The following is a 25,677-nucleotide window of genomic DNA, read 5'->3' as shown; positions in this document are numbered from 1 at the left end:
CCCGCCCCGGGTTGCCCTATGGGCGCGCCCACACCCCCGCGGCCGCCGCCCCCGCGACTGCGGGGGCGCGGGCGGCCTCGGGGTTTCCCGCTCAGGAACGGGCGCCGCTCTCCCAGCGGTAGAAGCACTGCGCCATGGCGTCCTTGGGGCTGCGCCACGTGGCCGGGTCGTACGGGCTGACGTACGCCTCCAGCCGCTCGCTGATGCTGCGGAACTCGGGGTGCCCGGCGACCTTCGCGATCGCCGGTGCCGGGTCCTGCTCGGCCTCGATGAGGTGCAGGTACACGTCGTCGCCGAACTGGAAGAGGCTGCGCCGGCTGACACCGACCAGGTGGGGGAGTTCACCCCGGTCGGAGGCGGCGAACACGTCGGCGATGTCCGGTGCCGAACCGGGCTTCATCCGGGCGACGATGAGGGCGTGGTGCATGGGGGATGTCCTTCCTGGACCGGCGCTCAGCGCGAGGACGCGACGGACGCGCTCTCGCTGTCACGGGCGACCTGCTCGATCCGGTCCCGGATCAGGGCCATCTGCGTACGGGAGTTGCGGTTGATGTTGTCCGTCATCCAGTCGTCGTCGACCGGGGCGTCGGGCTTCATCGCGAAGTCCTGCGTCCAGCGCATCTGCACACCGCCCGGCAGCTCCGCGTACTCCCACACGATGTCCATGTGGGCGAACGGGCCCGTCTCGACCCGGCGGGCGCGGACGGTCCGCCTCTCCCGGTCCGGGGTGCGCTCCGACACCCAGCTCCACACCTTCCCGTTCTCGTCCGGGTGCATGGTGAGCCGGAACGTCGTCGTGGCCCCCTCACGGGAGAGGACCTCCACGGACGCGTACTCGCTGAACAGCCGCGGCCAGTTCTCCAGGTCGTTGGTCATCTCCCACACGAGGTCGAAGGGAGCGTCGATGGTGATGCTGTTCTCGGTGTGTCCGGCCACTTTCAGGCTCCAGCCGTGAGGGTGCTGTTGACGAGGTTCAGGAACTCCCGCGGCGTCCGGCAGCGCTCCGAGTCCGGGGGGAGCGACGCGCCGTACCGGTTCTCCAGCTCGCCGACGATGCCGAGCAGGCCGAGCGAGTCGAGGCCGAAGACGTCGAAGGGGGACTCCGCGGAGTCCTTCAGTTCCTCGGGGTCGACGGTGATGCCGGCCGCCTGCTTCATCAGCGCGGCCAACTCGTCGAAGGTCACTTCGGTGGTGATCATGGGTGACTGCTCCTTCCCCGCCCGTTCCTACCGGGCGGAATCGTCACCGCGGCGCACGACCAGCGCCGCGTTGGAGCCCATCAGTCCCCTGCTGAGGACGAGGGCGGTGCGCAGCTCGGCGGGGCGAGCGTGCGACATCACCAGGTCGAGGTCGTGGCAGATGTCGAACACGTTGGGTGTCGGGGGCACCTGGCCGTGTTCCATGGCGAGCACCGCGGCCACCGTGTCCAGCACGGGCGCCGCGCAGTGGGCGCGGCCGATGCCCGTCTTGGGCGCCGTGACCGGGACGCGGGTGCCGTGCGCGCCGAGCGCGTCGGCGATCGCCAGCGCCTCGGCGCGGTCCGCCGCGGGGACGCCCATGGCGTCGGCGAACACGACGTCGATCTCCTCCGGCGCGCAGCCCGCCTCGTCGAGGGCGCCGCGGATCGCGCGGGCCAGGCCCTCCCGGGACTCCGCCCAGCGGGAGGCCCCGGTGAACGTGGCGGCGTGGCCGGCCACGGTGGCCCGTACGGGCACTCCGCGGTCACGGGCACGGAACTCGTCCTCGACGACGAGCAGCGCGCCCCCCTCGGCGGGCACGAAACCGCACGCCTTCTCGGTGAACGGGCGGTAGGCGCGGTCGGGGTCGTCGAGGGTGCTGAGCTCGGGGTAGCCGAGCTGGCACACCATCGAGTACGGGGCCAGCGGCGCCTCCGTGGCCCCCACGACCATGACGTCGGTGCCGCGGCCCACCGCCCGGCTCGCGTGCGCGAGACAGTCCAGACCGCCCGCCTCGTCGCTGGCCACCACCCCGCAGGGGCCCTTGAGGCCACCGCGGATGGAGATCTGGCCGGTGCTCGCGGCGTAGAACCAGGCGATGGACTGGTAGGGGCCGACGAACTTGGAGCCCTTCCCCCACAGTTTCTGCAGCTCGCGCTGGCCGAACTCGCCGCCGCCCGAGCCGGCGGCGGTGACCACGCCGACCGAGAACGGGTCGGCGGGTTCGCCGCCGAGTCCGGCGTCGTCGAGGGCGAGGGCGGCGGCGGCCATCGCGAAGTGGCTGAACCGGTCGGTCTGCACCAGGAACCGGTCCTCGATGAGGGCCGCCGGGTCGAAGGCCCGGACCTCGCCCGCCACCCGCAGCGGCAGATGGTCACAGCCCTCGCGGCTGATCAGGTCCAGCACGCTGAGGCCTTCGCGGACGGACTTCCAGTAGGCGTCGGTCCGCAGTCCGTTGGGCGCGACCACACCGATGCCGGTGACGGCCGCGCGCCCGGGGCGCCGATTGCTCATCGTGTCCTCCCACCCGGCCCGGACAGCAGCACCGCGGACTGGAAGCCGCCGAATCCGCTGCCGACGGAGAGCACGTGGTTCAGCTTCCGTGGGCGGGCGGTGCGCGGTACGTAGTCCAGGTCGCACTCGGGGTCGGGGGTCTCGTAGTTCGCCGTGGGCGGCACCACCTGGTGCTTCAGCGCGAGGACGCAGGCGACCACCTCGATCGCGCCGATCGCGCCCAGCGAGTGCCCCACCATCGACTTGATGGAGCTCATGGGCGTCTCGTGGGCGTGCGCCCCCAGGGACCGCTTCACGGCGGCCGTCTCGTGCCGGTCGTTCTGCCGGGTGCCGGAGCCGTGCGCGTTGACGTAGTCGACCAGCGTGGGATCGATACGGGCCTGGTCGAGCGTGGTGTCGATCGCCCGGGCCATCTCCAGTCCCTCACTGGTCAGACCGGTCATGTGGTAGGCGTTGCCGTAGGTGGCGTAGCCGCTGATCTCACAGAGGATCTCCGCGCCGCGGGCCCGCGCGTGCTCGTACTCCTCCAGGACGAGTACGGCCGCGCCCTCACCCATCACGAAGCCGTCGCGGTGGGCGTCGAAGGGCCGGGAGGCGTGCTCGGGGTCGTCGTTGTTGGGCGACGTCGCCTTGATGGCGTCGAAGCAGGCCATCGTGATCGGTGAGATCGGCGAGTCCGACGCCCCGGCGACGCAGACGTCGGCCCGGCCCTCGGCGATGGTGTGGAAGGCGTAGCCGACCGCGTCGAGCCCGGAGGTGCAGCCGGTGGAGACGGTCTGCACCGGACCCCGGGCGTCGAACCGCTCGGCGACGACCGAGGCGAGGGTGCTCGGCGAGAACGCCAGGTGCAGTTTCGGCTCGGCCTGCCGGTGGTCCACGTCCCAGCGCCGGCCGCCCTCGCTGACGAGCACGTAGTCGTGTTCCAGCCGGGTGGTGCCGCCGACCGCGCTGCCCAGCGAGACCGCGGTGCGCCACGGGTCCATGGTCTCGGTGTCGAGTCCGGAGTCGCGCACGGCCTCGGCGGCGGCGACCGCGGCGAACTGGATGTACCGGTCCGCGTGTTGGCACAGATCCGCGTCCAGGCCGTGCTCGAACGGGTCGAAGTCGCACTCGGCGGCTATGCGTGAGCGCAGACCCACCGGATCGAACAGGGAGATGCCGCGGGTCGCGGTGCGGCCGGCTGTCAGAAGATCCCAGAACGCCGTCGCTCCGATGCCGCCGGGAGCGACCACACCTATACCGGTGACAGCCACTCGCCGGGTCATTTTATGGCCTCGCTCGGCTCGGCCGACCGGCCGGTCCCGGGGCCGCCGACCGTCAACTGCGGCCCGGCGGAGGCGCTTTCGGTCTCCTCGGTGTCGACGTGGCCGAGACTCGGGTGCGGGGCGAGCGGGCCCAGGTGGAACACCATGCGGGCCTCCTGGTCACCGACGTTGCGGAAGCGGTGCCGCATGTCGATGGGGATCATCAGTCCCTGCTCGGCGCGGAGCGCGAACGGCTCGCCGTCCAGGTCCACTTCGAGCGCGCCGCTGACCACGTACACGAACTCCTCGGAGTACGGGTGGTAGTGCTCGCCGATGCGCTCACCGGGCTTGATGATCGCCAGGCCCATGAAGCCGCTGGTGGAGCCGACGGTGGCCGGGGTGAGCAGGGTTCTGAGGTCACCTCCGCGCCGTCGGTTGGGTTCCGTCTCGCTCAGGTCCACGATGCGTGGATGCTGCTTGGACATGGTTGTTACCTCCGGGTGTGCCGGTGACGTCCGGGCGGGCACGGCCGCGGACGTCACCGCGGTCGACCGTCAGGAATTCGCAGAGGTGCGGTCGGTGACGGGCATCATGTCGGCGTGCGCCAGGAGCCGGTGCAGGGTGCGCTCCGAGTCCAGGGAGCCCTCGACGCCGATCGCGGCGCCGTCCAGGAGACGCTCCAGCTCGGCCGCCTTGCCCGGGCCCTTGACGCCGAGGGCGGCGGCGGGGTCGAGATCGAGCTCGCCGGTGACGTCGATCATGCGGACCACGACGTCGTCGCGCTGGAAGACGGTGCTCGCGTACACCGGGCTGTCCGGGTCGTTCGCCGCGGCCTCGTCCTGGTGGGCGAGGAACCGGGCCAGCTCCAGGCCGCGGTCCGCCACGGCCGGGTAGTACAGCATGTGCCGCTGCAGACCGGCGGGTTCCGGACGGCCGGCCGCCACGTGCTGCATGGCCGGGAGCGCCGCCCGGGTGAAGAACACCCGCGCGGAGTCGGAGTCGGACAGATCCCGGTCCTGCTCCAGATAGGGGTTGATGGCCTCTTCCACCGCCTGGACCTCGGGCTGGCTGGCCACGTGGCACAGGGTGGCCAGCAGGTCGCCCTCCACCTCCACGGCCCGCACGACGCGGTTGCCGTGCATGAAGAGCGAGGTGCGGTGCAGCCGCGTGACGCCGTTGATCCGCGTCTCGGGCGCGTCGTAGTTGGCCAGGATGTCCACGACCTTGGACTCGGAGCCCGGCTTCACGGTGAAGGTGAGGGCGTGGCGGGTCATCCCGGCGCCCACGCGGGCCGTCTTCTGGAGGCTCGCCCGCGCGACCTCGGTGGTGAGCGGCTGGTCCGGGCGGGTCTCGCGGAGAATGCTGTAGCGCATCGACCGGGTGTCCCGGACGCAACTGTGCATCGGCCGGACGATCTGGATGTGCTCCTCGCTGTTCACCCACGCGAGGAACGGCAGGGCGCTCTCCCACTCGCTGGTGATGAGCCACTGCGAGGGGTTCTCGATCGACTGGCACAGCTGGTCACTGATGTGACCGGGGACGGACGCGACCTTGTTGCGCATGTGCTCGTACGCGTCGAGGAACTGCTCCTGGGCGCCCTCGTACAGGTCGAGCAGCAGGATCACCCGCAGCCTCGAGCCGTCGAACGCCGACTGCGATACGCGTGCCGACATGGTCATCCGGCGCACCTCTCCTCTTCGTCGGAAGGTCGGGAACGACCGTCGTGCCCGCAGAAGGGCCGGGGTCGCCATGAGTCGATCGTTGACGCGACCTTCCGGTGCGCGCGAGCGACACGGGGCAGGTGGGTGAACCGCGTGCCATCCGGGTGCCGCCGGGACGCGAACCGTCCCGCACCGGGCATGAAAGGTGCGTCCTGTTCCACAGCCCGTCGAGGGCGACGCTGGAGGCGTTTCAATGAATCGATCGGACACGGCCGGCCGGGCGGATCACCGCACGCCGGTCCTCATCGTCGGCGGCTCCCTGGTGGGCCTGTCGATGTCCCTGTTCCTGGGACGCCTCGGCGTGCCGCACACGCTCGTCGAACGTCACGCGGGCACGTCGATCCACCCGCGCGGGCGGGGCAACAACGTACGCACCATGGAGCTGTTCCGGGCGGCCGGGGTCGAGCAGCGCATCGGCCGGGCCGCGTCGGTCCTGGCGGAGAACCACGGCATCTGGCAGACCCCGAGCCTGGCGGGTGACGAGGGCGAGTGGCTGCTCCAGGAGATCGACCCCGGTGGCGGGCTCGCCCGCTTCAGCCCCAGCGGGTGGTGCCTGTGCAGCCAGAACGACCTGGAACCGGTGCTCCTCGAGGGAGCCCGGGAGCTCGGCGGGGACCTGCGCTTCGGGACGGAGATGCTCTCCTTCGACCAGGACACCGAGGGTGTGACGGTGCTGGTCAAGAGCCGGGAGACCGGTGAGCACACCAGGATCCGGGCGGACTACCTCGTCGCCGCCGACGGCCCGCGCAGCCCCGTCCGTGAGTCGCTGGGCATCGGACAGAACGGTCCGGGCGACCTGTTCCACAACGTGAGCCTCACGTTCACCTCCCGCGACCTCGCCGGTGTCGTCGGGGACCGGCGGTTCATCGTCTGCTACCTGACCAACCCGGACGCCGACGGAGCCCTGCTGCCGGTCGACAACCGGGAGCACTGGGTGTTCCACGCCCCCTGGCACCCCGAACACGGCGAGACCCTCGAGGAGTTCACCGACGAGCGGTGCGTCGCCCACATCCGCAAGGCCGTCGGCGTGCCGGACCTCGACGTGGAGATCACCGGCCGGGCCGCCTGGCACGCCGCCGAACGGGTCGCCGAACGGTACGCCGACGGCCGGGTGTTCCTGGCCGGCGACTCGGCCCACGAGATGTCGCCCACCGGGGCGTTCGGCTCCAACACCGGTATCCAGGACGCCCACAACCTCGCCTGGAAGCTGGCCGCCGTGCTCGGCGGCTGGGCCGAGCCCGGCCTGCTGGAGTCCTACGACGCCGAACGCCGGCCCGTCGCGGAGGCGACCAGCGCCCGTGCCTCCTCCCGCTCGAGCGAACACAGCCACCCCGGCTACACCCCCGCCCCCGGCGCCCCCGCCCTCGGCGCCCCCGCCCCTGGTGGTCCCGGAGCCGGTGGTCCTAGTGGTCCCGGCGCCGGTGGTCCCGGAGCCGGTCGTCCTGGCGGCCCTGGTGGTCCCGGAGCCGGTGGTCCTGGCGGCCCTGGTGGTCCCGGAGCCGGTGGTCCTGGCGGCCCTGGTGGTCCCGGAGCCGGTGGCCCCGGCGGCCCCGGTGGCCCAGGCGGTCCCGGGATGAAGCCGGGCGGCATCCTCAACGTGGCGCTCTGCTACCGCTACCCGCGCGGCGCGGTCCTGGGCGTCGACCCGGCGACACCGGTCATCCCCGACGGGGTGATGCTGACCGGCGAGCCGGGCAGCCGCGCCCCGCACATGTGGCTGGACCGCTCCGGCACCCGGATCTCCACGCTCGACCTGTACGAGCGGTCGTGCGTGCTGCTGAGTTCCGCGAACGGCGCCTGCGACTGGCACACCGCGGCGGCGAAGGTCGCGAAGGACCTGTCCGTACCGCTCGACGCGTACCGGGTGGGCGACGGCCCCGACGCGGAACTGACCCCCGAGGACGGTGCCGACTGGGCCCGGACGCACGGGATCACCGCGGACGGCGCGGTACTGGTCCGCCCCGACGGCTTCGTCGCCTGGCGCTCCGAAGGACCCGTACCGGACCCGGCGGCGGTGCTGCGGGAGGCCGTCACCACCGTCCTGGCACGGAACTGACGCGGGAGCGGCGGCCGGTGGACGTCACCCTCCGCCGACGCCGCCCTGCCGTCCCCGTTCCGCCTTGGCCTGGTGCTGCTCGAACCGCTGGAGCGCGGGTCCGTCGGTGTTCCACGGCCAGGGTGTGACCAGGCCCTGCAGCGTCTGGAACACGTGGTGCGCGTCGACGGCCCGGCCGGCCGCGCACAGCGCGTACGCCAGCACGTTCAGATCGGCCTGCGCCGCCGCGTGCTGGAAGAAGCCCGGTTTCGCCCACAGCGCGGCCGCCTGGTCCAGCGCGGCCGCGACCTGTCCGCCCTCCCACAGCTGACCGGCCGTCATGGCCCGCACCCCGCCCTGTGCCAGCAGTCCCTGGTACTGCCGCACGGCCGCGGTCAGCTCGACCGCCGCGCACGCCGCGTTGGCCGGGATACGGGTGCGCACCACGTCGACGAAGTCGAGGACGGCCGCGCTGGACCCGCCTTCCTCCGGCGACAGGTACGCGAGCATCTGCAGATACGCCTCACGGTGCCAGCGGTCGCGCCCGGTGGCCTCCCGCCAGACGGCGTTCACGTCGTTCTGGCCGTAGCGCTCGATCCGGGACACACCGAGCAGGACCACCCACGGCAGCGGATCCTCCGGTCTTCGCTCGGCGGCCTGGTGGCACTGGGAGACCAACTGCCCGGCGTCCTCCAGGTGTCCGTCCCGCAGACCGCGCACCAGCCCGGTCCAGGAGTGGAACACCAGGGCGTCCGCGCTCTGCGGCTCCCGGCCCAGCCACGCCGCCGCGATCCCCGCGTCGGCCGTCGCCTCGGCCAGTACGGACACCCGGTGACCGCGACGGTCCCAGTCGTCCCCCGTCTCCTCCAGCAAGGAGGACACGAGGGTCACGTCCGCGGCCCTGCCGCCCCCGTTCCGCTTGCTCAACCGCCCCAGTACGCGCGCCAGCTCGGCGTCGTCGAGGGCGGGCACGATACGGGGGCGTTTACCGGTGCGACTGCTGAAGAGGGCCATGCCGGAAGACTAGGAACTCCACGTGCCCCAGCAACCCGGACGGGATGATCGTTACCGATCTGCCCCTTACCGCCGGTACCGCGGGCAGACCGGGGCGGGGCCGGGCATCCCGCCCGCCCCGTCCCGTCGTCGTGTCCGTTCCGCTTGCCGGCTTTCCGGGTCAGACCGCCGGGGCCGGGTAGGTCGGGTACTCCACCCCGGAAACGTACTGGACGACCCGGATGACCTGGCAGGAGTAGCCGAACTCGTTGTCGTACCAGAGGTAGAGGATCGCGTTGTCGCCCTCGACCTTCAGCGCGCCGGCGTCGACGATCGAGGCGTGGCGCGAGCCGATGAAGTCGCTGGAGACCGCGTCGGGCGCGCTGATGAAGTCGATCTGGCGCTTGAGCGGCGAGGTCAGTGACACGTTGCGCAGGTGGTCGAGGACCTCCTGGCGGTCGGTGGCGCGGCCGAGCTGGAGGTTGAGGATCGCGATCGAGACGTCCGGCACGGGCACCCGGATCGAGCTGCCGGTGATGGTCGCGTCGAGGTCGGGCAGCGCCTTGGCGACGGCCGAGGCGGCACCCGTCTCGGTGATCACCATGTTCAGCGGCGCCGAACGGCCGCGGCGCTCCGACTTGTGGTAGTTGTCCAGCAGGTTCTGGTCGTTGGTGAACGAGTGCACCGTCTCCACGTGCCCGCGCAGCACCCCGTACTCGTCCGCCATCGCCTTCAGCGGCGGCACGATCGCGTTGGTGGTGCAGGACGCGCAGGACAGGATCCGCTCGTCCGGCTTGAGGGTGTCGTGGTTGACGCCGTGCACGATGTTGGGCACGTCGCCCTTGCCGGGCGCGGTGAGCACCACCTTGTCGATGCCGGGACGCAGGTGCAGCGAAAGCCCCTCGCGGTCGCGCCACTTGCCGGTGTTGTCGATGAGGATGGCGTTCTTGATGCCGTACGCCGTGTAGTCGATCTCCGTCGGGTCTCCCGCGTAGATCACCTTGACGGTGTTGCCGTTGGCGGTGATCGTGCTGTTCGCCTCGTCGACGGTGATGGTGCCCTGGAACTGGCCGTGCACGGAGTCGCGGCGCAGCAGTGAGGCCCGCTTGACGATGTCCTGCTCACCGCCCTGCCGGACCACGATCGCGCGCAGACGAAGACCGTTGCCGGACCCCGACTTCTCGATGAGCAGCCGGGCCAGGAGGCGGCCGATGCGGCCGAAGCCGTAGAGGACGACGTCGCGCGGCTCGCGGCGGTCGATCTTGTCGGCGCCGGTCGCGCCGGCGACGGCCTCCGCCGTGAACTCGGCCACCGACAGGCCCCGGTCGTCGGCGCGGTGGGCCTCGGCGAGCAGGCCGATGTCGATCTGGGACGGGCCGAGGTCGAGTGTGGTGAGCGCCTGCAGGAAGGGCAGCGTCTCGGTGACCGAGAGCTCCTCGCCGGCGATCTGCCGGGCGAAGCGGTGGGTCTTGAGGATGCTGACCACCGACTTGTTCACCAAGGAGCGGCTGTGCAGCAGGACGGTGACGTCCCGCTCGCGGTGCAGCTTCCCGATGATCGGGATCATCGACTCCGCGATCTCCTCGCGGTGCTTCCAGCTGGTGAACGAGTCTTCGTTGACAGTCACAGGATCATCTTTCGAGCTAGAGGGTGCTCATATGATAGCCATGCGGATCATCGGGGCCGGAGGGGGTGCCGGAAGGGTGGCGGTCGGGCCGGAACCCGCAGGGTTGCGCGACATGCGAACGGGTACGCGTGCAGCACCGTGCCCGGGCCGGATCTTGTCCCGGGCGGGCCGTACGACCGCCGCTACCAGGGAATCTGCCATGGAGACACCCGCGCACGAGAACAACGCCCCCACGCCCGCGCAGCGGGCCCTGGACGTCCTGTCGGAGAACACCGAGGACACGATGGCGCTGGACGCCCTCGCGAACAGCGACGTACTGATCCCGGTCCCGGACGACGCGGGCGACGAGGAGGCCGCCGACCCCGGCGCGGTGGCCCTTCCGGTGCTGGAGCAGCCGGGCGGCACCCAGGTGGTGCCCGTGTTCACGTCCGAACTGGAGATGGCCGGACTGCTGCCGTTCGTCTCCCGTTACCGGCTCGTCCCGCTCGGCGCGCTCGCCGCCCAGTGGCCGGCCGAGGAGCTGTCACTCACCATCGACGGCAGCTCCGAGCACCGTCTGACGCTCACCTCGGAGGGGGTGCGTACGCTGCTGGCCCGCCCGTGAGCCGGCCGGGCCGGCGCGCTACCCGCCCAGCGTACGGGCCAGGGCGGCGCGCTGCACCGGCAGCGCCTCGGCGTGCAGCGCGCGCCCCTTCGGTGTGAGCCGCACATACACCCCGCGCCGGTCCTCCAGGCACATGCTGCGCTCCACCAGGCCGTCCTTCTCCAGGCGGGCGATGAGGCGGGACAGCGCGCTCTGACTGAGGTGGACCCGGCCCACCAGGTTCTGCACCCGGCACTGCTCGCCGTCCGGAGGCGTCGCGGTCGCGAGCAGATCGAGCACCTCGAAGTCGGAGGCGCCCAGACCGTACGGATGCAGCGCGCGGTCGATCTCGCCCAGGGTGCGCGCGTGCACCGCGAGGATGTCACGCCACCGTTCCTCGAGGCGCGCTTCGGCCGTCTTCGCTCCCATATGTGAACGGTAACACTCGTTCGATATTCAATGAACGCGCAAGAGCGGCCCCTCGCGGCAGGTCAGACGGGCGCGTCCTGGAACAGGCCGACGGGGTTGCCGTCCTGGTCCTGCACGGAGGCGGTCAGCGCGCCGCCGCCGACGTCCTGCACGTCCTGGACGGGCTTCGCCCCCGCCTCCAGCAGGGCGGCGAGGGTCTCCCGGATGTCGGCCACCCTCCAGTAGGGGACCGGCCCGGTCATGCCCTTGGCGTGGCCCTTGGGGTCCAGGCCGATCTCGTGCGCCTCGGTCCGGAAACCGACGTAGTACGGCGTGTCCGCGTACGGCTCCACCCCGAGCAGGGCGTGGAACAGCGCCTTCGCCCGGCCGAGGTCGTTGACGGGGTAGACGATCGTCTTCAGGCCGTCGATCATGACGTACTCCTCATCGAAGCGGGACCGGCGCCCGAACGCGCCGGTCCCCTCACGCTAGGCCGGGGGAGCGTCGCACGGCTTCTCCGATCCTGACCGTCAGGTTTCTTCGGGGTTCTACGTCGAGTCCCGCTTCACCAGCTCCGTCGGCAGGATCACCGCCGCCGGGTCCTCGCCGCCGATCTGAGCCAGCAGCACCCGCACCATCTCCGTGCTGATGCGGTCCCACGGCTGGCGGATCGTGGTGAGCTCCGGGCTCGCGGCGACGGCCGCGGGGGAGTCGTCGAAGCCGCCGACCGCGACGTCCTCGGGCACCCGGCGCCCCGCCCGCTGCAGCGCCGTGAGCACGCCCTGGGCCATCAGGTCGGACGCGACGAACACCGCGTCCACGTCCGGGGCCCGCGCCAGCAGCCGCTCGGCGCCCGCCTCACCGCTGGCCCGGCTGTAGTCGCCGGAGACGACGAGCCGCTCGTCGGCCTCCACGCCCGCCTCGGCGAGCACCTCCCGGTAACCGGCCAGACGCTCCACACCACCGGGGGTGTCGAGCGGACCGGTCACCACGCCGATCCGGCGCCGGCCCAGCGCCAGCAGATGCCGCACCATGTCCCGCGCGCCGTCCCGGTCGTCGGCGGCCACGTAACTGACCTTCGAGCCCATCCCGATCGGCTTGCCGCACGCGACCAGCGGCACCCCCGCCGCCCGCAGCTCCTCGGCCACCGGGTCACCGGAGTGACTGGACACCAGCAGCACCCCGTCGACGTGCCCGGCGGTGATGTACCGCGTGATGCGCCGCCGTTCGTCGTCCGTACCGGCCAGCATCAGCAGCAGCGGCACGTCGTGCGCGGCCAGCGCCTGCGTGCAACCACGCAGCAGGACATTGAAGTTGGGGTCCTCGAAGAACCGCTCCTGGGGCTCCGTGAGCAGGAAGCCCACCGAGTCGGACCGGCCGGTGATCAGTGAGCGGGCGTGCCGGTTGACGACGTAGCCCGTCTTGCGGATGGCGGCGTCGACCGCCTGGGCCGCGGCGGGGCTGACGTAGTGGCCGCCGTTGAGCACCCGCGAGACCGTGCCGCGCGAGACACCGGCCTCGCGCGCCACGTCGTGGATCGTCGGCGGCTTGCGCCTGCCCCCCGTGTTGCTCATGGTCATGACTTTACGGCCCCGGAGAGCAGATCCAGGCTCCAGAACCGCTGGACGACCAGGAACAGCGCGACCAGCGGGAACACGGCGAGGAACGCGCCCGTGATCACCAGGGTGTACAGCGCCGGGGTGTTGGAGCCCTGTTCGAGCAGGGTGTGCAGACCGAGGGTGATCGGGAACTTCTCGTCGTCGCTGAGCATGATGTACGGCAGCAGGAAGTTGTTCCAGACCGCCACGAACTGGAACAGGAACACCGTCACCAGGCCGGGCACCATCATCGGCAGCGCGATCCGGGAGAAGATCCGCCACTCGCCCGCGCCGTCCATCCGCCCGGCCTCCACCACGTCCGCCGGCACCGCGGCCGCGGCGTAGATCCGCGCGAGGTAGACGCCGTACGGGGAGAGGATCTGCGGCAGCAGCACCGACAGATAGGAGTCCGTGAGGTCCACCTGCGCCAGCAGCAGGTACTGCGGGACGGCGAGGATCACCGGCGGCATCAGCACGCCCGCGAGCAGCACGTTGAACAGTGTCTCGCGGCCCCGGAAGCGGTAGACCGCCAGCGCGTAGCCGCTGACCGCCGACACGCACGTCGACAGCAGCGCGCCCAGTACGGCGTACAGGGCGGAGTTGCCCATCCACTGCCAGTAGACGCCGTCGCGGTAGGCGTTGAGGTCGGAGAGGTTGTCGGCGAAGCCGGTGCCGGGCCAGAACGTGAAGGTGGAGAACAGTTCCGAGCCGGACTTGGTGGACGCGATGACCACCCAGGCGACCGGCAGCAGGCAGTACAGCGCGCCGAGCAGCAGCGTCACGGTCGGGACCAGCGCGGTCCGGCGGGGGCGCGCCGGGCCACGGGCGGTGCCGGCCGTGGGCTCGGCCTTGGGCAGGGCGAGGGAGCTCATCGTGCGGCCTCCTGCTTGTTGCGCCGGTTCGTCACCCGCAGGAACCCGAAGGACAGCACCAGGGTGGCGAGCGCGATGAGGGTCGCCTGGGCGGCGGCCGCGTGGATGTCGCCGTTGCCGAAGGCGTCCTGGTACACCTTCATCAGCGGACTCCAGGTGGTGGACACGGAGTTGGTGAGCGGCTTGAGGACGGTCGGTTCGCTGAACACCTGGAGCGTCGCGATGATCGAGAAGAAGAAGGTCAGCACCAGCGAGGGCGCCACCATCGGGATCTTGATCCGCAGTGCGACCTGCAGCGGGGTGGCGCCGTCCAGCTTGGCCGCCTCGTACACCTCGGCGGGGATGGCCCGCAGCGCGGTGTAGATGACGATCATGTTGAAGCCGGTGCCGCCCCAGACGGCGATGTTCGACAGCGCCAGGTACAGCGGCCCGCCGTCCAGCAGGTCCGGCTGAGGCAGACCGAACCTGTCGAGCACGAAGTAGAACGGGCTCACGTCCGGCAGGTACAGGAAGCCCCACAGCAGGGCCGCCACCACACCGGGGACGGCGTACGGCAGGAAGATCGCGAGCCGGGTGAAGGGGGCGAGCCGCACCTTCTCGGAGTCGAGCATCAGCGCGAACAGCAGCGCCAGGCCCAGCATGACCGGCACCACGATGCAGCCGTAACCGAGCACGCGCAGCGCGCCGTCCAGCAGCTCGCTGTCGGACAGGGCGCCGGTGTAGTTCTCCAGTCCGGCCCAGACCTCCTCACGGGCGCCGGCGCCCAGCCCGAGGCCGGACACCTGCACCTTGCGGAAGCTGAGCCAGACGGCGTACCCGATGGGCAGCGCGAAGAACAGGGCGAACAGGAGGATCGCGGGGATCAGGAACGCGTACGGGGCCCCCTTGACCCCGTACGACGTCCGGCGGGCCGGGGACTTCACTCCGCGACTCCGAAGCCCTGCTTCTTCAGGTCGGCGACCGTGTCCTGCTGCATGGTGTCCAGGGCGGCGGTGAAGTCCGACTTGTTCTTCGCGGCGGCACCGAAGGCGTCCTTGAACGTCGTGTAGGCGACGTTGACGTTCGGTCCCCAGGCGGACGGCGCGGTGGTCTCCGCGATCGCGGCGGCCTTCTTGTAGAAGTCGGGCTGGTTGGCGAAGTACTCGGGCGGGCTCATGAAGGCGCCGCTGAGCTGGGCCGAGGTGGAGGCCGGGTAGATGCCGCCCTCCTTCGCCAGCGCGTTCAGCGCGTCGCCGTCGGTGTTCAGCCAGGCGGCGAACTTCGCGGCGGCCTCCTTGTTCTTCGAGTCGGTGGTCACACCGGTGGAGGAACCGCCCCAGCTGCCGGTGCGGCTCTCGCCGTCGCTCCACTGGGGGAGCGGGGCCATGGCCCACTTGCCCTTGGTGTCGGGCGCGGCCGTGGTCAGCGTCCCCGGCGCCCACACCGCGCTCACCCACGCGATCTGCTTGCCGGTGTTGAGCGCCTTGTTCCAGGCCGGGGTGTACATCGGCTGGTTGTCGACGGCGCCCTCCTTCACCAGGCCGCCCCAGAACTCGGCGACCTTCTTGGTGGCGTCGTCGTCGATGCCGACCTTCCACTTGTCGCCGGAGGTGGTCCACCACTGGGCGCCGGCCTGCTGGGCGAGGCCCGCGAACAGGCCGGAGTCGTTGGCGGAGAAGGTGGTCAGGTCCTTGTCGGGGGCCGCCTTCTTCAGCTTGCGCGCGGTCTCGGCGAACTCCTCCCAGGTGGCCGGGACGGAGAGCCCGTACTCCTTGAACAGGTCCTCGCGGTAGTAGAACATCATCGGCCCGATGTCCTGCGGGACCGCGTAGACGGCGTCCGTGCCGAGCGTGGTCTGCTGCCAGACGCCGTCGGCGAACTTGCTCTTCGCGTCGCCCACGGTGTCGCCTATGTCGGCGAGCGCGTCGTTGCTGACCAGCGTGGGCAGCGCCTGGTACTCCGCCTGCACCAGGTCGGGCGCCTTGCCGGCCTTGTGCGCGGTGAGGATCTTGGTGACCAGTGTGTCGCCGGACGCCTGCTTCTTCACCGTGACGGTGATCTGCTCCTTCTTGCCCGGCCCCTTGTTCCACAGGTCGACGACCTTGTCCATGCCGGGGGTCCAGGTCCAGTACGTCAGTGAGACCGGTCCCGACTGGGCTTCGCCGTCGTCGGACGACGAGCCGCAGGCGGCGAGTGCGGTGGCGCCGAGCGCGACGGCGACGGCGGAACTCACGAGGCGACGGCGCTTCGTGTACGGCATGGAACTCTCCCCTGACCTGGGGTCCTCGCCTGCTGCGAGAACCTGCCATGCTTCTGTGAGCGTTCACAGTAGAGAAACATCCCGGACACTTGTCAATGGTTGTTGCTGTGCGGTTATGTTGGCCCCGCACCGCCGAAAATGTGTGTGCACGTTCCCAAAAGATCGACACATCGGGAGAGAATCCATGCCGGAGACCACCCCCAGGGGCCTCACCGGGCTCGCCTTCGGTGGGGACTACAACCCCGAGCAGTGGCCGGAAAACGTCTGGGACGAGGACGTACGGCTGATGCGGGAGGCCGGCGTCACCATGGTGAGCGCCGGGATCTTCTCCTGGGCCCTGCTGGAGCCCGCGCCCGGCGCGTACGACTTCGGCTGGCTCGACCGCAACCTCGACCTGCTCCACGGAGCCGGCATCCGCGTCGACCTGGGTACGCCCACCGTGGCGCCGCCCGCCTGGTTCTACCGAGCCCACCCCGACGCGCTGCCCGTCACCGAGGACGGCGTGCGCCTGGAGTTCGGCTCCCGCGGCGTCATCTGCCACAGCAACGCCGACTACCGGGCCGCCGCCGCGAACATCACCACGAAGCTCGCCGAGCGCTACGGCGGCCACCCCGCGCTCGCGATGTGGCACGTCCACAACGAGTACGGCGTCCCCGTCTCCGCCTGCTACTGCGACTCCTGCGCCGCCCACTTCCGCCGCTGGCTGGAGCGGGAGTACGGCACGGTCGACGCCGTCAACGAGGCCTGGGGGACCGCCTTCTGGGGCCAGCGCTACGCCGCCTTCGACGAGATCAACCCGCCGCGCCGGACCCCGACGGTCGGCAACCCGGCCCAGGCTCTGGACTACCGGCGGTTCGCCGACGCCACCATGCGCGAGAACTTCACCGCCGAGCGGGACATCCTGCACCGCCTCTCACCCGGCGTCCCGGTCACCACCAACTTCATGACCGCCCTCAGCCAGTGCGACTCCGTCGACTACTGGGCCTGGGGCCGCGAGGTGGACCTCGTCACCAACGACCACTATCTGATCACCGACGGCCGCCGCACCCACGTCAACCTCGCCATGGCCGCCGACCTCACCCGCTCCGTCGCCGGCGGCGCCCCCTGGCTGCTGCTCGAACACTCCACCTCGGGCGTCAACTGGCAGCCCCGCAACCCCGCCAAGGCCCCCGGCCAGATGGCCCGCAACTCCCTCGCCCATGTGGCCCGCGGCTCCGAGGGCGCGATGTTCTTCCAGTGGCGCCAGTCCCGGCGCGGCGCCGAGAAGTTCCACTCCGCGATGCTGCCGCACGGCGGCACGGAGACCCGTGTCTTCCGCGAGGTGACCGAACTCGGCGCGGCGATCGACTCGTTGACCTCGATCCGGGGCACCCGCACCGAGGCCGACGTCGCCGTGCTGTGGGACTGGCACTCCTGGTGGGCGCAGAACCTCGACTGGCGCCCCAGCGAGGACCACGACGCCCGCGAACGCGCCGACGCCTGGTACGAGGCCCTCTACGACCACCACCTCACCGTCGACTTCGCCCACCCCGAAGCCGACTTGTCGAGGTATCCCCTTGTCGTCGTACCGGCCCTGTACCTGATGACGGAGGCGGCCGGGAACAACCTCAGGGAGTACGTCGAGAACGGCGGCACCCTCGTGGTGTCGTACTTCTCCGGCATCGTCGACGAGCACGACGCCGTGCACGAGGGCCCCTACCCGGGCGCCCTGCGCGACGTCCTCGGCCTGACCGTCGAGGAGTTCTCCCCCCTCCTCCAGGGCGAACGGGTCCGCCTGACCGGCCCCGACGGCGCGGAACTCGACGCCGACGTGTGGACGGAGTTCGTGGTGCCGCGGGGCGCCGAGACGGTGTGGACGTACGCCGACGGCCTGACCGGGGGACGCCCGGCCGTCACCCGGCACCGCCTCGGCGAGGGCACCGCCTGGTACGTCTCCACCCGGCTCGGCGCCGAGGGCCTCGCCGGCCTGCTCGGCCGGGCCGCCGAGGACGCCCGGATCGCCCCGCGCGCCGACCTGCCCCGCGATGTCGAAGTGGTGCGCCGCGCGGGCGAGTCGGGCGCCTTCCTGTTCGCGATCAACCACACCGCCACCGACGCCAAGGTGCCGCTGGACACCCCCGGCACCGAGCTGCTGACCGGTGAACGCGCCGCGGGCCGCCTCGCGGTCCCGGCAGGAGCCGTCCGGGTCGTACGACTCGACGGCTGAGCCGCGACTCCCCTCCGCCCGCGTGAGCACACAGGCCGCGGGCGGAGGGGCCTCGCCCTCGCCCTCCGGGCGCAGGGCGCCCCCCTCCCCACGTCGAAGGGACGACGAACGCCCATGTTCCATCCCAGACGCACACTCCGGGCCCTGCTGCCGCCGCTCGTGGCCGGGCTCGCCCTCACCGCCCTGCCCGCCCAGACCGCGACGGCCGCGAGCACGCTCACCAACGGCGGCTTCGAGACCGGCGGTTCCGGCACCGCCACCCCGGCCGGCTGGTCCGAGTACGGCGACACGGCCGCCTCGTACACGGAGTCCGGCGGCCACAGCGGCGGTCACCGCCTGTCCCACTGGTCGTCCTCGGCCTACAAGGTGGAGACGTACCAGTACCTGTCCGGTCTGGCAGGCGGCGACTACAAGCTCACCGCCTGGGTCCGCTCGGGCGGCGGCCAGAACTCCGCGTACCTCGCCCTGAAGAACTGCGGCGGCGCCGAGCAGCGCACCGACCTGCCGGTCTCCGACTCCGGATGGATACGGATCGTCGTGCCGGTGAAGGTGACCGGCAGTCAGTGCACGGTCAGCGTCAACAGCGACGCGAACGCCGGCAACTGGATCAACGTCGACGACCTGAGCTTCGTCCGGGGCACCTCGGGTCTGGCGGTCAAGGGCGCCGACATCTCCTCCCTGCCCAAGAGCGAGGCCAAGGGCGGGGTCTACCGGACCGCGTCCGGCGCCACCGGCGACCCGGTCGCGATCCTGAGGTCCGCCGGCATGAACTACGCCCGCCTGAAGGTCTGGGTGAACCCGGCCGACGGCTACAACGACAAGGCGCACGTCCTCGCCGTGGCCAAGCGGATCAAGGCGCAGGGCATGAAGCTGCTCGTCGACTTCCACTACTCGGACGCCTGGGCCGACCCGGGCAAGCAGAACAAGCCCGCCGCCTGGGCCGGACACGGCTACGGGCAGCTGAAGAAGGACGTCCACGACCACACGTACGACGTCCTCGACGCCCTCAAGAGGCAGGGCACCACCGCCGACATGGTCCAGGTCGGCAACGAGATCAACGGCGGCACGCTGTGGAACGAGGGCTCCACCGACAACTGGCCCCAACTCGCCGGCCTGCTCAACTCCGGCTACGACGCCGTCAAGGAGGTCAGCCCGTCCACGGTCGCCGCGCTGCACCTCGCCGAGGGCGGTGACCTCGACGGCACCCGCTGGTGGTTCGACAACGCGGTCTCCCACGGCGTGAAGTTCGACGCCATCGGCCTGTCGTACTACGGCTACTGGCACGGCACGCTGTACGACTTCCAGACGACCCTGGACGACGCGGCCGGCCGCTACGGCAAGCCCGTCTTCGTCGCCGAGACGGCCTACCCCTTCCGTCTCGACAGCGAGGACGGCCTCGAGAACATCATCGACCTCGAGGGTGAACTCGTCCCCGGCTACCCGGCGTCCACCACCGGGCAGACCCGCTGGATGAACGACGTGGCGAGCATCGTGGAAGCCGTCCCGAACGGCCGTGGCCTCGGCGTCTTCTACTGGGAGGCCACCTGGACCGCCCGCGCCGGCAACGGCTGGGACCCCGCCGACCCGTCCTCCGGCAACGGCTGGGAGAACCAGGCGCTGTTCGGCTACGACGACCGCGCGCTGCCCGCGACGGCCTGGTTCCGCCACCGGTGAGCCCGCCGGCCCCGCCCCGCAGACCGGGGGCGGGGCCGAACGGCCTTTAGCCGCAGGCCCATTGGGTCCCGGACAAGGTGCGGTCGGACCGGGACACGGAGCCCCCGCTCACGGCAGAGTGGAAGGGCTCCGGAGCGCGAGGCCCGGCGCGGAGGTGTACGAGATGCTGAGGACCCCCGTCGACGGGACACGACTGCGCGTCCTGACGCTGCTGAGGGAACAGGACGCGCCGGCCGACGGCCTGACCGCGGAGGCCGTCGCCGCACGGCTCGGTCTGCCCCACCCGGCCGCCCTCACCCACCTGCGGCTGCTCATGGCCCTCGGCCTGCTGCGCACCGACGGCTCCGGCGCCCGTGTGCGCTACCGGCGCGACGAGGCGCGGATCGCCGAGGTGGCGCGGCTGTTCGAGAAGGACTGGTAGCGCGTGGGGCCGCGACATGACCCGCCGCGTTCCGGGACGTTAGGCTGATCCCGAGCGAGTGGGAGACGTACGACGGTGACAGCCCCGGAGACCGAGAGCCCTCGGGCCCGCCCCGCCTTCCGCGCCCGGGCCCCCGTCGTCGCCGCCGTCGCGCTCGGTGGGGGAGCGGGAGCGGCGGCCAGGTACGCGGCCTCCCTGTGGTGGCCGACACCGGCGCACGGGTTCCCCTGGACGATCCTCTGGGTCAATGTCGCCGGCTGCGCCGTCATCGGCGTGTTCATGGTGACCATCACCGAGGTCCGCGCCGCCCACCCCCTGCTCCGCCCGTTCTTCGGCACCGGCGTCCTCGGCGGCTTCACCACCTTCTCGACGTACGCCGTCGACATCCGGAACCTGCTCGACGGCGGCAGGGCGGGCGCCGGACTCGTGTACCTCGCGGTGACCCCGCTCGCGGCGCTCGCCGCCGTGTGGACGGCCGCCACGGCGACCCGCCGCATCCTGATCAGGAGGCAGCCATGACCCGGCTGACCGGCACCGTCCTCCGCCTGACCGTGTACGTCGGCGAGAACGACACATGGCACCACCGGCCCCTCTACTCGGAGATCGTCCACCGGGCCCACGCGGCCGGGCTCGCGGGGGCCAGTGTCTTCCGCGGCGTCGAGGGCTTCGGCACCTCCTCCGTCGTCCACACCTCCCGGCTGCTCTCCCTCAGCGAGGACCTGCCGGTGGCGGTCGTCCTGGTCGACACCGACGAGCGCGTACGGGCCTTCCTGCCGGAACTCGACGGGCTGGTCGGCGAGGGCCTGGTCCTCCTCGACCGCTGCGAGGTCGTCCGGTACGCGCGCCGCGGCGACGGCACCGGTGCCACGGACCGGACGGACGGGGCGCCGCGGTGAACTGGCTGTACGTGGTGCTGGGCGCCATGGCCGGCGCCCCGCTGCGCTATCTCACCGACCGCGCGGTGCAGTCCCGCCACGACTCGGTGTTCCCCTGGGGAACCTTCACGGTCAACGTCACCGGCAGCCTGGTCCTCGGCCTGCTCACCGGCGCGGTGGCCGCGGGCGCGGCCGACTCCCGCCTTCAGCTGCTCCTCGGCACGGGCCTGTGCGGCGCCCTGACCACCTACTCCACCTTCTCCTACGAGACCCTCCGCCTGACCGAGACCGGCGCCCGCGGCTACGCCGCCGTGAACGTGGCGGCGAGTGTGACGGCCGGCCTGGGCGCGGCCTTCGCGGGCGCGGCCCTGGCCGAGGCGGTGTGGGGTTAGGCCTTGTCGCGCAGCGGCTCCCCGACCTGCCTGAGGTGGCGCAGGGCCTGACGGTGCGAGGCGAGCAGACCCGTCCGGCAGTACGGGATGCCCAGCTCGGCGCAGTACCGCTCGGTGATGACCTGGGCCCGGCCGAGGGCCGGCGTCGGCATGCCGGGGAACAGGTGATGCTCGATCTGGTGGTTCAGCCCGCCCATGAACACGTCGATGAACACCCCGCCGTCGACGTTGCGGGAGGTGAGGACCTGGCGGCGCAGGAAGTCCAGCTCGGTGCCCTCCTCGATCATCGGCATGCCCTTGTGGTTGGGGGCGAACACGGAGCCCAGGTAGATCCCGAACAGCCCCTGGTGCACGGCGATGAACGCGAGCGCCTTGCCGGGGGAGAGGACCAGGAACAGACCGCCGAAGTACACGGCGAAATGGACGACCAGCAGCGTCCCCTCCAGCACCGGCCGTTTCATCGACGGGCTGCGCAGGGCCTTGAAACTGCTGAAACTCAGATTGAGGCCCTCCAGGGTCAGCAGCGGAAAGAAAAGGGCCGCCTGGTGCTTTCCGATGAACCGCGCCGGCCCCTTCGCCTGTTTCGCCTGACGCCGCGACCACACGATGATGTCGGGAGCGACATCCGGGTCCTTCTTCTCGTGATTGGGGTTCGCGTGGTGGCGCGTGTGCTTGTTCGTCCACCAGCCGTAGCTCATGCCCAGCAGCACATTGGCCACCAGCAGCCCGCCGGTCTCACTGGGGCGCCGGCGGGAGAACACCTGGCGGTGGGCCAGATCGTGCGCGGCCAGCCCGAGCTGCCCGAACACCACGGCCAGAGCGGCGGCGACGATCAGCTGGCTCCAGCTGTCACCCAGGACGAGAAAAGCGGCGACACCGCCCGCGAGCGCCATTCCCACGGCCCCGAAGCGCAGCGTGTAATAGAGAGGGCGGCGCCGCAGCAGACCCGCTTCGGCCATGCGCCGTGACAATTCGGAAAAGTCGCTTCCCTTTTCGCGTGCGGGCGGGACAGCGGTGAGTACCGTCGGATCGACCATGCGCTTGAGTATGTGAACGATTTCCGCGGAGCGGAATGACGTTGGCCCCCGGAGGGGGAGTGACGGGACCCCCCGACAGGGGGTGTGGCTGACCCCACCCTCCCGGCACGGGCCCTTCGCTTGACAGCGCCCGCACCGCCCCCGCACCATCGGTCCCGTGAACCTGTCAGACAGCCAGACAGGTGGTGCGGGTCCGCGGCGCGTCAGCGCGATGGAAGCGGTCCTCTCCCACCTCCGCGGCGCCATCGAACGCGGCGAGTACGCGATCGGCGACAAGCTGCCCTCCGAGGCGGAACTGTGCCGCACCCTCGAGGTCTCCCGGCCCGTGCTGCGCGAGGCGCTGCGGGCCCTGCAGACCATGGGCCTGACCGTGTCCAGGACCGGCAAGGGCACCTTCGTCGTCGCCGACGCCGTCGAGGACCCCACCTTCGGCGACTACGCGGCCAGCGACCTGCTCGAGGTGCGCCGGCACATCGAGATCCCGGTCGCCGGGTACGCCGCCGAGCGCCGCACCCCGGAGAACCTGGACCGGCTGACCCGTCTGCTGGACCGGATGGAGCACGAGACCGACACCATGGCGTGGGTCGCGATGGACACCCTCTTCCACCTCGCCGTGGCCGAGGCCGCCCAGAACCCGGTCTTCCGCCGGGTCATCGAGGAGATCCGGGACGCGCTGGCCCGCCAGTCCGCCTTCCTCAACGAACTCGGCGGACGCCGTGAGCAGTCCAACCGCGAGCACCGGGCGATCGTCGAGGCACTGACCGACGGCTCCGCGCACGACGCCGTCGAGGCCATGACCCACCACCTCGACCGCGTCGAGACGACCCTCACCGACATCGTGCGCCCCGCGCGCACGCCGGCCCACGACTCCCCCCAGGCAGTGTGATGTACAGCACCATCCCCGCGGACGCCCCCCTGATCCGCGAACCCCTCCACGCCCCCGTCGCCCACCTGATACGCGGCGGGGTCGTCGAAGGCGTCCACCACGGCTCCGTCGTCGTCCTCGGAGCCGACGGCGAGGTCGGCTTCCGGCTCGGCGACATCGAGGCCGCCTGCTACCCGCGCTCCGCGCTCAAGCCCGTCCAGGCGGTGGCGATGGTCCGCGCGGGGCTGCCGCTCGACGGCGAACTGCTGTCGCTCGCCGCGGCCAGCCACTCCGGCGAGGAACGCCACCTGGCCGGCGTCCGGCGCGTCCTCGAACTCGCCGGGCTGACGGAGGACGACCTCCGCAACGTCCCCGACCTGCCGTTCGACCCGGTCGTCCGGGACACCTGGGTGCGCGAGGGCCGCCCGCCGTCCCGGCTCGCACAGAACTGCTCCGGCAAGCACGCCGCCATGCTGTACACGGCCAGGCTGAACGGCTGGTCCCTCGACGACTACCTCGACCCCGCCCACCCCCTCCAGCAGGCGATCGCCGAGATCGTCGAGGACCTCACCGGGCAGCGCGTCGCCACGGTCACCGTCGACGGCTGCGGCGCGCCGTTGTTCGCGGTCTCCCTGCGGGGTCTCGCCCGTGCCGCCGCGCGGATCACCACCGCCGCGTCGGGCACCCCTGAGGCGTGCGTCGCCGACGCGATGCGGGAGCACGCGGAGATGGCCTCCGGGTCGGGACGGGACGTGGCCGCGCTGATGCGGGCGGTGCCGGGGTTGCTCGTCAAGGACGGCTTCGAGGGCGTGCAGGTCGCCGCGCTGCCGGACGGGCGGGCGGTTGCCGTGAAGATCGCGGACGGGGCGGGGCGGGCGCGGGTCCCCGTGGCGGCGGGTGCGCTCGTGCGGGCCGGGGTGGATCCGTCCCTGCTCGGGGAGTTCCGGGGTGAGGTGTTGCTCGGGGGTGGGCGGCCGGTCGGGCAGGTGCGGCCGGTCCCTGCGCTGGATTCGGTGACCGCACCGGCGTTGACGTGATTCGCGCAGTTCCCCGCGCCCCTTGGAATCGGTTGCGGATTCGCGTTCTGCTGCGGGCCGTTGGGGGCTGGTCGCGCCCACGCGGCGGAGCCGCATGTCGAATACGGCCCCGCGCCCCTTTCGGGGCGCTGCCCTTACCGCTGATCTGTAGGTACCGGGCCCCATCTGAGGCGCAGGTACAGTGACACGCTCGCGGCGCCCAGGAGGGCGGCCGCGACGATGGTCCAGGTGACCGGGCGGGTCGGGGTGCCGTGGCTCCGGGCCACGGGAGTCGTGGCGGGCTCCGCCTGAGGGCCGGCCGGCGGGCCGGGGCGCAGGGCGTCCAGGGAGCCCACCGGGGTCACGTGCCCGATCGCCTCGAAGCCCCAGTCCAGCAGCGTGCGGGCCTCCTCGTACACCGCGTGGCCGCCGCCCGACCGGGGGTTCATGACCGTCACCACAAGAGTGTGACCGTCCCGGTGTGCCGCGGCCACGAGGGTGTTGCCGGCGTTGCCGGTGTAGCCGTTCTTGATGCCGAGCAGACCTTCGTAGGGTTCGACGCCGTCCGCGCCGGTGAGCAGCCGGTTGGTGTTCACGATGCCGTACGAGCCGCCGTCGCGGGCCGGGAACAGCGCCTCGTGCCGGGCGCAGTACCGTGCGAACTCGTCGTTGCGCAGCCCCGCCCGGCCGAACACCGCCAGGTCGTACGCCGACGACACCTGGCCGGGTGCGTCGTAGCCGTCGGGTGACTTGACCCGGGTGTCGCGGGCGCCCAGCGCGCGGGCCTTGGCCTGCATCCGCTCGGCCGTGGCCCGCCAGCCCCCGCTGAGCGCGGCCAGCACGCGCACGGCGTCGTTGCCGGAACTGAGGAAGACCCCGTTCCACAGGTCGGACACCCGGTACGTACGGTTCTCCACGACCCCGACGAGGCTGCTGCCGGGGCCGATGCCCGCCAGTTCCTCCTCGCCGACCCGGTGCCGGATGCCGGCCGGGAGGATCGGCAGCACGGTGAGCGCGAACAGCGTCTTGAGCGTGCTGGCCGGCGGCAGCCGGCGGTGCGCGTCGTGCGCCGCCAGTACGTCGCCGGTGCGGGCGTCGGCGACCAGCCACGACAGGGCGGACGGATCCGGGACCTCGGGTGCCCCCGGGCGCGGGCGGACGTGGGTGCCGGGCCGGTACAGCAGTGACCCGGCCGTCACCCGCGGCCCAGGGTCGACGCCGGCGATCGCCGCGGCGGGCGCCGTCACCAGCAGGCTCGCCGTGCAGAGCACACAGGTCGACACGGCAGCCCGCGAAGTAAATCCGATAGTCATACCGCAAACGTAGGAATGGACCCCCGAATCACCGCGCTGCCCCGGCCGGGGGCCGTCCGCGAGCACCCGGATGCCACACGCCGACGG

At 71.5% G+C, this 25,677-nt stretch carries 27 protein-coding genes; 10 read left to right on the top strand and 17 right to left on the bottom strand.

Annotated features, from left to right (window positions below; genetic code table 11):
• Positions 1-91: 91 nt before the first annotated feature.
• From ACFV5H_RS14705 to ACFV5H_RS14675, 7 genes are all read right to left on the bottom strand, one after another.
• Positions 92-427 (bottom strand): TcmI family type II polyketide cyclase, encoded by a 336-nt coding sequence (locus tag ACFV5H_RS14705; protein WP_073934961.1) that lies wholly within the window; start codon positions 425-427, stop codon positions 92-94.
• Positions 428-453: 26 nt separating this feature from the next.
• Complete coding sequence (locus tag ACFV5H_RS14700; RefSeq protein WP_385048892.1) at positions 454-936, bottom strand: SRPBCC family protein; 483 nt, start codon at positions 934-936, stop codon at positions 454-456.
• 2 nt (positions 937-938) lie between these two features.
• Positions 939-1,199, bottom strand: coding sequence for an acyl carrier protein (locus tag ACFV5H_RS14695; RefSeq protein WP_073934959.1), 261 nt, complete (start codon positions 1,197-1,199; stop codon positions 939-941).
• A 27-nt stretch (positions 1,200-1,226) separates the two neighbouring features.
• Entirely contained in the window at positions 1,227-2,471 is a 1,245-nt protein-coding gene (locus tag ACFV5H_RS14690) for a ketosynthase chain-length factor (RefSeq protein ID WP_385048889.1), read from the bottom strand.
• Entirely contained in the window at positions 2,468-3,736 is a 1,269-nt protein-coding gene (locus ACFV5H_RS14685) for a beta-ketoacyl-[acyl-carrier-protein] synthase family protein (RefSeq protein ID WP_385048886.1), read from the bottom strand. Before ACFV5H_RS14685 ends, ACFV5H_RS14690 begins: the two co-directional genes overlap by 4 nt.
• On the bottom strand, positions 3,733-4,200 hold the full coding sequence (locus ACFV5H_RS14680; protein ID WP_385048883.1) for a cupin domain-containing protein: 468 nt from the start codon (positions 4,198-4,200) through the stop codon (positions 3,733-3,735). Before ACFV5H_RS14680 ends, ACFV5H_RS14685 begins: the two co-directional genes overlap by 4 nt.
• A gap of 69 nt (positions 4,201-4,269) precedes the next feature.
• Positions 4,270-5,394, bottom strand: coding sequence for a SchA/CurD-like domain-containing protein (locus ACFV5H_RS14675; protein WP_385194895.1), 1,125 nt, complete (start codon positions 5,392-5,394; stop codon positions 4,270-4,272).
• A gap of 235 nt (positions 5,395-5,629) precedes the next feature.
• Between ACFV5H_RS14675 and ACFV5H_RS14670 the strand changes: the two genes are divergently transcribed.
• Positions 5,630-7,492 carry an FAD-dependent oxidoreductase gene (locus ACFV5H_RS14670; RefSeq protein ID WP_385048878.1) on the top strand — a complete coding sequence of 621 codons (1,863 nt, stop codon included), beginning with the start codon at positions 5,630-5,632 and terminating at the stop codon, positions 7,490-7,492.
• A gap of 24 nt (positions 7,493-7,516) precedes the next feature.
• Here the strand turns inward: ACFV5H_RS14670 and ACFV5H_RS14665 are convergent, their stop codons facing one another.
• Both ACFV5H_RS14665 and ACFV5H_RS14660 read right to left on the bottom strand, forming a co-directional pair.
• Entirely contained in the window at positions 7,517-8,485 is a 969-nt protein-coding gene (locus ACFV5H_RS14665) for a hypothetical protein (RefSeq protein ID WP_385048875.1), read from the bottom strand.
• Positions 8,486-8,645: 160 nt separating this feature from the next.
• Positions 8,646-10,091 carry a glyceraldehyde-3-phosphate dehydrogenase gene (locus tag ACFV5H_RS14660; RefSeq protein WP_385048872.1) on the bottom strand — a complete coding sequence of 482 codons (1,446 nt, stop codon included), beginning with the start codon at positions 10,089-10,091 and terminating at the stop codon, positions 8,646-8,648.
• A 199-nt stretch (positions 10,092-10,290) separates the two neighbouring features.
• Here ACFV5H_RS14660 and ACFV5H_RS14655 point away from each other — a divergent pair, with 199 nt between their 5' ends.
• Positions 10,291-10,695, top strand: coding sequence for an SseB family protein (locus ACFV5H_RS14655; RefSeq protein ID WP_385048870.1), 405 nt, complete (start codon positions 10,291-10,293; stop codon positions 10,693-10,695).
• Positions 10,696-10,713: 18 nt separating this feature from the next.
• Here the strand turns inward: ACFV5H_RS14655 and ACFV5H_RS14650 are convergent, their stop codons facing one another.
• From ACFV5H_RS14650 to ACFV5H_RS14625, 6 genes are all read right to left on the bottom strand, one after another.
• Entirely contained in the window at positions 10,714-11,103 is a 390-nt protein-coding gene (locus ACFV5H_RS14650) for a MarR family winged helix-turn-helix transcriptional regulator (RefSeq protein WP_385048867.1), read from the bottom strand.
• Between the two features lie 62 nt (positions 11,104-11,165).
• On the bottom strand, positions 11,166-11,516 hold the full coding sequence (locus ACFV5H_RS14645) for a VOC family protein (protein ID WP_385048864.1): 351 nt from the start codon (positions 11,514-11,516) through the stop codon (positions 11,166-11,168).
• 114 nt (positions 11,517-11,630) lie between these two features.
• Positions 11,631-12,662: a LacI family DNA-binding transcriptional regulator gene (locus ACFV5H_RS14640; RefSeq protein WP_385048861.1), complete on the bottom strand. Its 1,032-nt coding sequence runs from the start codon at positions 12,660-12,662 to the stop codon at positions 11,631-11,633.
• Positions 12,659-13,552, bottom strand: coding sequence for a carbohydrate ABC transporter permease (locus ACFV5H_RS14635; protein ID WP_385048860.1), 894 nt, complete (start codon positions 13,550-13,552; stop codon positions 12,659-12,661). The genes ACFV5H_RS14640 and ACFV5H_RS14635 overlap by 4 nt, the downstream gene beginning before the upstream one ends.
• A complete protein-coding gene (locus ACFV5H_RS14630) occupies positions 13,549-14,475 on the bottom strand; it encodes a carbohydrate ABC transporter permease (RefSeq protein WP_385048857.1) in 927 nt (308 codons plus the stop codon). Before ACFV5H_RS14630 ends, ACFV5H_RS14635 begins: the two co-directional genes overlap by 4 nt.
• On the bottom strand, positions 14,472-15,791 hold the full coding sequence (locus tag ACFV5H_RS14625; protein WP_385048854.1) for an ABC transporter substrate-binding protein: 1,320 nt from the start codon (positions 15,789-15,791) through the stop codon (positions 14,472-14,474). Before ACFV5H_RS14625 ends, ACFV5H_RS14630 begins: the two co-directional genes overlap by 4 nt.
• Before the next feature lie 184 nt (positions 15,792-15,975).
• Here ACFV5H_RS14625 and ACFV5H_RS14620 point away from each other — a divergent pair, with 184 nt between their 5' ends.
• From ACFV5H_RS14620 to crcB (ACFV5H_RS14595), 6 genes are all read left to right on the top strand, one after another.
• Positions 15,976-17,997, top strand: coding sequence for a beta-galactosidase (locus ACFV5H_RS14620; protein WP_385194893.1), 2,022 nt, complete (start codon positions 15,976-15,978; stop codon positions 17,995-17,997).
• A gap of 114 nt (positions 17,998-18,111) precedes the next feature.
• Positions 18,112-19,671, top strand: a complete 1,560-nt coding sequence (locus ACFV5H_RS14615) for an arabinogalactan endo-beta-1,4-galactanase (protein ID WP_385048848.1) — start codon at positions 18,112-18,114, stop codon at positions 19,669-19,671.
• A gap of 163 nt (positions 19,672-19,834) precedes the next feature.
• Positions 19,835-20,092 (top strand): helix-turn-helix domain-containing protein, encoded by a 258-nt coding sequence (locus ACFV5H_RS14610; protein WP_385048845.1) that lies wholly within the window; start codon positions 19,835-19,837, stop codon positions 20,090-20,092.
• Between the two features lie 75 nt (positions 20,093-20,167).
• Positions 20,168-20,611, top strand: coding sequence for a fluoride efflux transporter CrcB (crcB, locus tag ACFV5H_RS14605; RefSeq protein ID WP_385048843.1), 444 nt, complete (start codon positions 20,168-20,170; stop codon positions 20,609-20,611).
• Positions 20,608-20,988 (top strand): DUF190 domain-containing protein, encoded by a 381-nt coding sequence (locus tag ACFV5H_RS14600; protein ID WP_385194891.1) that lies wholly within the window; start codon positions 20,608-20,610, stop codon positions 20,986-20,988. The genes crcB (ACFV5H_RS14605) and ACFV5H_RS14600 overlap by 4 nt, the downstream gene beginning before the upstream one ends.
• A complete protein-coding gene (crcB, locus tag ACFV5H_RS14595) occupies positions 20,985-21,359 on the top strand; it encodes a fluoride efflux transporter CrcB (protein ID WP_385194889.1) in 375 nt (124 codons plus the stop codon). Before ACFV5H_RS14600 ends, crcB (ACFV5H_RS14595) begins: the two co-directional genes overlap by 4 nt.
• Here crcB (ACFV5H_RS14595) and ACFV5H_RS14590 read toward each other — a convergent pair.
• Positions 21,356-22,396 carry a fatty acid desaturase family protein gene (locus ACFV5H_RS14590; RefSeq protein ID WP_385048835.1) on the bottom strand — a complete coding sequence of 347 codons (1,041 nt, stop codon included), beginning with the start codon at positions 22,394-22,396 and terminating at the stop codon, positions 21,356-21,358. The two genes, crcB (ACFV5H_RS14595) and ACFV5H_RS14590, sit on opposite strands and share 4 nt — an antisense overlap.
• A gap of 211 nt (positions 22,397-22,607) precedes the next feature.
• Here ACFV5H_RS14590 and ACFV5H_RS14585 point away from each other — a divergent pair, with 211 nt between their 5' ends.
• Positions 22,608-23,282, top strand: a complete 675-nt coding sequence (locus ACFV5H_RS14585) for a FadR/GntR family transcriptional regulator (RefSeq protein WP_385194910.1) — start codon at positions 22,608-22,610, stop codon at positions 23,280-23,282.
• Entirely contained in the window at positions 23,282-24,298 is a 1,017-nt protein-coding gene (locus ACFV5H_RS14580; RefSeq protein ID WP_385048832.1) for an asparaginase, read from the top strand. The genes ACFV5H_RS14585 and ACFV5H_RS14580 overlap by 1 nt, the downstream gene beginning before the upstream one ends.
• A gap of 134 nt (positions 24,299-24,432) precedes the next feature.
• Here the strand turns inward: ACFV5H_RS14580 and ACFV5H_RS14575 are convergent, their stop codons facing one another.
• Entirely contained in the window at positions 24,433-25,590 is a 1,158-nt protein-coding gene (locus ACFV5H_RS14575; RefSeq protein WP_385194886.1) for a D-alanyl-D-alanine carboxypeptidase family protein, read from the bottom strand.
• Between the last annotated feature and the right edge of the window lie 87 nt (positions 25,591-25,677).

The sequence above is a fragment of the Streptomyces sp. NPDC059787 genome, assembly GCF_042732315.1.
Lineage (GTDB): Bacteria > Actinomycetota > Actinomycetes > Streptomycetales > Streptomycetaceae > Streptomyces > Streptomyces atrovirens.
The sequence above is the reverse complement of the archived record's forward strand: the minus strand, read 5'-3'. Positions and strand labels throughout refer to the sequence as shown.

Bases quoted from the DNA above. Each gene is read 5' to 3' on its own strand.
- ACFV5H_RS14675 (WP_385194895.1), bottom strand. From the start codon at position 5,394: ATGACCATGTCGGCACGCGTATCGCAGTCGGCGTTCGACGGCTCGAGG.
- ACFV5H_RS14705 (WP_073934961.1), bottom strand. From the start codon at position 427: ATGCACCACGCCCTCATCGTCGCCCGGATGAAGCCCGGTTCGGCACCG.
- ACFV5H_RS14610 (WP_385048845.1), top strand. From the start codon at position 19,835: ATGCTGAGGACCCCCGTCGACGGGACACGACTGCGCGTCCTGACGCTG.
- ACFV5H_RS14650 (WP_385048867.1), bottom strand. From the start codon at position 11,103: ATGGGAGCGAAGACGGCCGAAGCGCGCCTCGAGGAACGGTGGCGTGAC.
- ACFV5H_RS14585 (WP_385194910.1), top strand. From the start codon at position 22,608: ATGGAAGCGGTCCTCTCCCACCTCCGCGGCGCCATCGAACGCGGCGAG.
- ACFV5H_RS14635 (WP_385048860.1), bottom strand. From the start codon at position 13,552: ATGAGCTCCCTCGCCCTGCCCAAGGCCGAGCCCACGGCCGGCACCGCC.
- ACFV5H_RS14625 (WP_385048854.1), bottom strand. From the start codon at position 15,791: ATGCCGTACACGAAGCGCCGTCGCCTCGTGAGTTCCGCCGTCGCCGTC.
- ACFV5H_RS14645 (WP_385048864.1), bottom strand. From the start codon at position 11,516: ATGATCGACGGCCTGAAGACGATCGTCTACCCCGTCAACGACCTCGGC.
- ACFV5H_RS14575 (WP_385194886.1), bottom strand. From the start codon at position 25,590: ATGACTATCGGATTTACTTCGCGGGCTGCCGTGTCGACCTGTGTGCTC.
- ACFV5H_RS14680 (WP_385048883.1), bottom strand. From the start codon at position 4,200: ATGTCCAAGCAGCATCCACGCATCGTGGACCTGAGCGAGACGGAACCC.
- ACFV5H_RS14685 (WP_385048886.1), bottom strand. From the start codon at position 3,736: ATGACCCGGCGAGTGGCTGTCACCGGTATAGGTGTGGTCGCTCCCGGC.
- ACFV5H_RS14640 (WP_385048861.1), bottom strand. From the start codon at position 12,662: ATGACCATGAGCAACACGGGGGGCAGGCGCAAGCCGCCGACGATCCAC.
- ACFV5H_RS14670 (WP_385048878.1), top strand. From the start codon at position 5,630: ATGAATCGATCGGACACGGCCGGCCGGGCGGATCACCGCACGCCGGTC.
- ACFV5H_RS14580 (WP_385048832.1), top strand. From the start codon at position 23,282: ATGTACAGCACCATCCCCGCGGACGCCCCCCTGATCCGCGAACCCCTC.
- ACFV5H_RS14620 (WP_385194893.1), top strand. From the start codon at position 15,976: ATGCCGGAGACCACCCCCAGGGGCCTCACCGGGCTCGCCTTCGGTGGG.
- ACFV5H_RS14615 (WP_385048848.1), top strand. From the start codon at position 18,112: ATGTTCCATCCCAGACGCACACTCCGGGCCCTGCTGCCGCCGCTCGTG.
- ACFV5H_RS14590 (WP_385048835.1), bottom strand. From the start codon at position 22,396: ATGGTCGATCCGACGGTACTCACCGCTGTCCCGCCCGCACGCGAAAAG.
- ACFV5H_RS14600 (WP_385194891.1), top strand. From the start codon at position 20,608: ATGACCCGGCTGACCGGCACCGTCCTCCGCCTGACCGTGTACGTCGGC.
- ACFV5H_RS14695 (WP_073934959.1), bottom strand. From the start codon at position 1,199: ATGATCACCACCGAAGTGACCTTCGACGAGTTGGCCGCGCTGATGAAG.
- ACFV5H_RS14655 (WP_385048870.1), top strand. From the start codon at position 10,291: ATGGAGACACCCGCGCACGAGAACAACGCCCCCACGCCCGCGCAGCGG.
- ACFV5H_RS14665 (WP_385048875.1), bottom strand. From the start codon at position 8,485: ATGGCCCTCTTCAGCAGTCGCACCGGTAAACGCCCCCGTATCGTGCCC.
- ACFV5H_RS14690 (WP_385048889.1), bottom strand. From the start codon at position 2,471: ATGAGCAATCGGCGCCCCGGGCGCGCGGCCGTCACCGGCATCGGTGTG.